Source organism: Brachybacterium sp. AOP43-C2-M15 (assembly GCF_052446295.1).
In the GTDB taxonomy this organism is placed as follows: domain Bacteria; phylum Actinomycetota; class Actinomycetes; order Actinomycetales; family Dermabacteraceae; genus Brachybacterium.
In genome coordinates this window covers 1-5,328 of record NZ_JBQSWB010000034.1, presented here as the reverse complement: position 1 = coordinate 5,328, position 5,328 = coordinate 1, and the positions used below count along the sequence as shown (strand labels likewise).

The window sequence follows — 5,328 nt, the reverse complement described above, 5'->3', positions numbered from 1 at the left end:
GCGTGTTGCTTGATATCTCAATAGCGTGTCTGTTTGTTGATGCCATTATTTTGAATGGCAATTTTACGGATGATACAGCAGTTTTATGCTGGTTGTTTGTTTATTTTGTCAGGTTATAGTTTTTCATGTTTTCATGGAGAGTTTGATCCTGGCTCAGGACGAACGCTGGCGGCGTGCTTAACACATGCAAGTCGAACGATGACGACGGGGCTTGCCTCGTCTGATTAGTGGCGAACGGGTGAGTAACACGTGAGTAACCTGCCCCTCACTTCGGGATAACCTCGGGAAATCGTGGCTAATACCGGATATGAACACTTCCCGCATGGGTGGTGTTGGAAAGATTTATCGGTGGGGGATGGACTCGCGGCCTATCAGTTTGTTGGTGAGGTAATGGCTCACCAAGACGATGACGGGTAGCCGGCCTGAGAGGGCGACCGGCCACACTGGGACTGAGACACGGCCCAGACTCCTACGGGAGGCAGCAGTGGGGAATATTGCACAATGGGCGAAAGCCTGATGCAGCGACGCCGCGTGGGGGATGACGGCCTTCGGGTTGTAAACCCCTTTCAGTAGGGAAGAAGCGAGAGTGACGGTACCTGCAGAAGAAGCGCCGGCTAACTACGTGCCAGCAGCCGCGGTAATACGTAGGGCGCAAGCGTTGTCCGGAATTATTGGGCGTAAAGAGCTCGTAGGTGGCTTGTCGCGTCTGCCGTGAAAACCCGAGGCTCAACCTCGGGCGTGCGGTGGGTACGGGCAGGCTAGAGTGTGGTAGGGGAGACTGGAACTCCTGGTGTAGCGGTGAAATGCGCAGATATCAGGAAGAACACCGATGGCGAAGGCAGGTCTCTGGGCCATTACTGACACTGAGGAGCGAAAGCATGGGTAGCGAACAGGATTAGATACCCTGGTAGTCCATGCCGTAAACGTTGGGCACTAGGTGTGGGGGACATTCCACGTTTTCCGCGCCGTAGCTAACGCATTAAGTGCCCCGCCTGGGGAGTACGGCCGCAAGGCTAAAACTCAAAGGAATTGACGGGGGCCCGCACAAGCGGCGGAGCATGCTGATTAATTCGATGCAACGCGAAGAACCTTACCAAGGCTTGACATGCACCGGACGGCTGCAGAGATGTGGCTTTCTTTGGACTGGTGCACAGGTGGTGCATGGTTGTCGTCAGCTCGTGTCGTGAGATGTTGGGTTAAGTCCCGCAACGAGCGCAACCCTCGTTCTATGTTGCCAGCACGTGATGGTGGGGACTCATAGGAGACTGCCGGGGTCAACTCGGAGGAAGGTGGGGACGACGTCAAATCATCATGCCCCTTATGTCTTGGGCTTCAAGCATGCTACAATGGTCGGTACAATGGGTTGCGATACTGTGAGGTGGAGCGAATCCCAAAAAGCCGGCCTCAGTTCGGATTGGGGTCTGCAACTCGACCCCATGAAGTCGGAGTCGCTAGTAATCGCAGATCAGCAACGCTGCGGTGAATACGTTCCCGGGCCTTGTACACACCGCCCGTCAAGTCACGAAAGTCGGTAACACCCGAAGCCAGTGGCCCATCCTCGTGAGGGAGCTGTCGAAGGTGGGATCGGTGATTGGGACTAAGTCGTAACAAGGTAGCCGTACCGGAAGGTGCGGCTGGATCACCTCCTTTCTAAGGAGCATCACCATTTTGGTGGCCATCGTCCTGCCCGAGTGTGGTGGGGGTGGTTGCTCACGGGTGGAACATCAACGAATGGGCGCTTCATTCAGCGTCTGCTGCTCTAGTACTGCTCCTTTGGGGTGTGGAACGGGTGGTGGCGGTGGGTTCGAGGTGGAGACACGCTGTTGGGTTGTGAGGCTGCATGCGGCCCTGTGACTGTGGAGGGGCTCTTGATGGGGTCTGTCCGGGTTGTGGGGTGTGTGGCTGGTCCTCCCTGGTGCTGCTGGCGCGTGTGCGTGGTGGTGTTGGGTGTGGGGTTGTTTTTTGAGAACTGTATAGTGGACGCGAGCATCTTGTAAGCAATTTTTATGACGCAAAGTGTCTTTGTGTTGCCGTAAGTTTTAAAGGGCACACGGTGGATGCCTTGGCAAGAGGAGCCGACGAAGGACGTGGGAGTCTGCGTTAAGCCTCGGGGAGTTGACAACCGAACTGTGATCCGAGGATGTCCGAATGGGGAAACCCACCACGAGTCATGTCGTGGTACCCGCTGCTGAATGTATAGGCAGTGTGGAGGGAACGCGGGGAAGTGAAACATCTCAGTACCCGCAGGAAGAGAAAACAACAGTGATTCCGTGAGTAGTGGCGAGCGAAAGCGGAGGAGGCTAAACCTGGTCTGTGTGATACCCGGCAGGGGTTGCAGGTTGGGGGTTGTGGGACGTGTCTGATGGGTCTGCCGGCTCATCGGCGTGGACGTGTAGTGGTAGTCGAAGTCGTGGTGAGTGCGACGGCGTAGAGGGTGTGACCCCCGTAGACGAAACTGCTGTGCGGCGTGACGCTGTTCCCGAGTAGCACCGGGCCCGTGAAATCCGGTGTGAATCTGCCAGGACCACCTGGTAAGCCTGAATACTACCTCTTGACCGATAGCGGACAAGTACCGTGAGGGAAAGGTGAAAAGCACCCCGGGAGGGGAGTGAAATAGTACCTGAAACCGTGTGCTTACAATCCGTCGGAGCCTTTTGGGGTGACGGCGTGCCTTTTGAAGAATGAGCCTGCGAGTTAGTGGTCGGTGGCGAGGTTAACCCGTGTGGGGTAGCCGTAGCGAAAGCGAGTCTGAACGGGGCGTTCAGTCGCCGGCTCTAGACCCGAAGCGAAGTGATCTATCCATGGGCAGTGTGAAGCGCGGGTAAGACCGCGTGGAGGCGCGAACCCACTTCAGTTGAAAATGGAGGGGATGACCTGTGGATAGGGGTGAAAGGCCAATCAAACTTCGTGATAGCTGGTTCTCCCCGAAATGCATTTAGGTGCAGCGTTGCGTGTTTCGTGCCGGAGGTAGAGCACTGGATAGGCGATGGGCCCCACCGGGTTACTGACCTTAGCCAAACTCCGAATGCCGGTACGTGAGAGCGCAGCAGTGAGACTGTGGGGGATAAGCTTCATGGTCGAGAGGGAAACAGCCCAGAACATCAGCTAAGGCCCCTAAGCGTGTGCTAAGTGGAAAAGGATGTGGAGTTGCTGAGACAACCAGGAGGTTGGCTTAGAAGCAGCCACCCTTGAAAGAGTGCGTAATAGCTCACTGGTCAAGTGATTCTGCGCCGACAATTTAGCGGGGCTCAAGCACACCGCCGAAGCTGTGTCACTCAGGCTTTGTGTCTGGGTGGGTAGGGGAGCGTCGTGCAGCCGGTGAAGCCGCGGGGGAACCCAGTGGTGGAGGCTGCACGAGTGAGAATGCAGGCATGAGTAGCGAAAGACGGGTGAGAAACCCGTCCGCCGATTGATCAAGGGTTCCAGGGCCAGGTTTATCCGCCCTGGGTTAGTCGGGACCTAAGGCGAGGCCGACAGGCGTAGTCGATGGACATCGGGTTGATATTCCCGAACCGATCGTAGGAGGACCCATACCGAGGCAGTCGATGCTAACCACCCGAGTCGTCTCCCTGCCCTTCGGGGTGGGGTTGGTGATGAGGCTGGGAACCAAGGTTGTAGTAGGTCAGCGCGAGGGATGACGCAGAGAGGTAGCTTCCGCGGACTTTATGGCTTAGTCCGTCTAAGCGTGCAGCCCGACCCCGGGTAATGCTGGGGTCATGAGGGTGAGACGTGATGGGGATCCCGTATGGGCGTAGGAGAGTGATCCTGTACTGCCAAGAAAAGTTCCGGCGTGACGAATACGGTCGCCCGTACCCTAAACCGACTCAGGTGATCAGGTAGAGAATACCGAGGCGTTCGAGAGAATCGTGGTTAAGGAACTCGGCAAAATGCCCCCGTAACTTCGGGAGAAGGGGGGCCCGAACCGTGAGAGCGGTGAGGGCCGCAGAGACCAGGGAGAAGCGACTGTTTACTAAAAACACAGGTCCGTGCGAAGTCGTAAGACGCTGTATACGGACTGACGCCTGCCCGGTGCTGGAAGGTTAAGAGGACCGGTTAGACATCTTTGGTGTCGAAGCTGAGAATTTAAGCCCCAGTAAACGGCGGTGGTAACTATAACCATCCTAAGGTAGCGAAATTCCTTGTCGGGTAAGTTCCGACCTGCACGAATGGCGTAACGACTTCTCCACTGTCTCAACCGCGAACTCGGCGAAATTGCATTACGAGTAAAGATGCTCGTTACGCGCAGCAGGACGGAAAGACCCCGGGACCTTTACTATAGTTTGATATTGGTGTTCGGGACGGCTTGTGTAGGATAGGTGGGAGACTGGGAAGCATTCACGCCAGTGAGTGTGGAGTCGTTGTTGAAATACCACTCTGGTCGTTCTGGATTCCTAACCTCGGTCCGTGATCCGGATCAGGGACAGTGTCTGATGGGTAGTTTAACTGGGGCGGTTGCCTCCTAAAGAGTAACGGAGGCGCTCAAAGGTTCCCTCAGCCTGGTTGGCAATCAGGTGTTGAGTGTAAGTGCACAAGGGAGCTTGACTGCGAGACAGACATGTCGGGCAGGTGCGAAAGCAGGAACTAGTGATCCGGCACCTCATTGTGGAATGGGTGTCGCTCAACGGATAAAAGGTACCCCGGGGATAACAGGCTGATCTTGCCCAAGAGCTCATATCGACGGCATGGTTTGGCACCTCGATGTCGGCTCGTCGCATCCTGGGGCTGGAGTTGGTCCCAAGGGTTAGGCTGTTCGCCTATTAAAGCGGTACGCGAGCTGGGTTTAGAACGTCGTGAGACAGTTCGGTCCCTATCCGCTGCGCGCGTTGGATATTTGAGAAGTCCTGTCCCTAGTACGAGAGGACCGGGATGGACTGACCTCTGGTGTGCCAGTTGTTCTGCCAAGGGCATGGCTGGTTGGCTACGTCGGGAAGGGATAACCGCTGAAAGCATCTAAGCGGGAAGCCTGCTTCGAGATGAGATATCCGTGCACCCTTGTGGTGTGGGAGGCCCCCAGTAGATGACTGGGTTGATAGGCCAGATGTGGAAGCGCAGCAATGTGTGGAGCTGACTGGTACTAATGGCCGATGACTTACTTCAACATGTTTTTGTGTTGGTTGTTTATGTGTGTGTGTTCGCGTCCACTGTGCGGTTCTCGGGAAACAATCCTGCTGGCCATGTTCCTGTGTGGGGTGTGGTGGTGGTCTGGTTGTGTCTCATTGTGTTACGGCGGTCATAGCGTCGAGGAAACGCCCGGTTCCATTCCGAACCCGGAAGCTAAGCTCGATTGCGCCGATGGTACTGCACTCGGGAGGGTGTGGGAGAGTAGGT

3 rRNA genes are annotated in these 5,328 nt (G+C 56.0%); all 3 read left to right on the top strand.

The features are described 5' to 3' along the window. The first annotated feature begins 130 nt into the window (after positions 1–130). A 16S ribosomal RNA gene (locus ACT3SP_RS18605) occupies positions 131–1,650 on the top strand. A gap of 380 nt (positions 1,651–2,030) precedes the next feature. Further along, positions 2,031–5,097: ribosomal RNA gene (locus tag ACT3SP_RS18600) — 23S ribosomal RNA — on the top strand. Positions 5,098–5,222: 125 nt separating this feature from the next. Continuing rightward, a 5S ribosomal RNA gene (gene rrf, locus ACT3SP_RS18595) occupies positions 5,223–5,328 on the top strand; the annotation flags it as partial.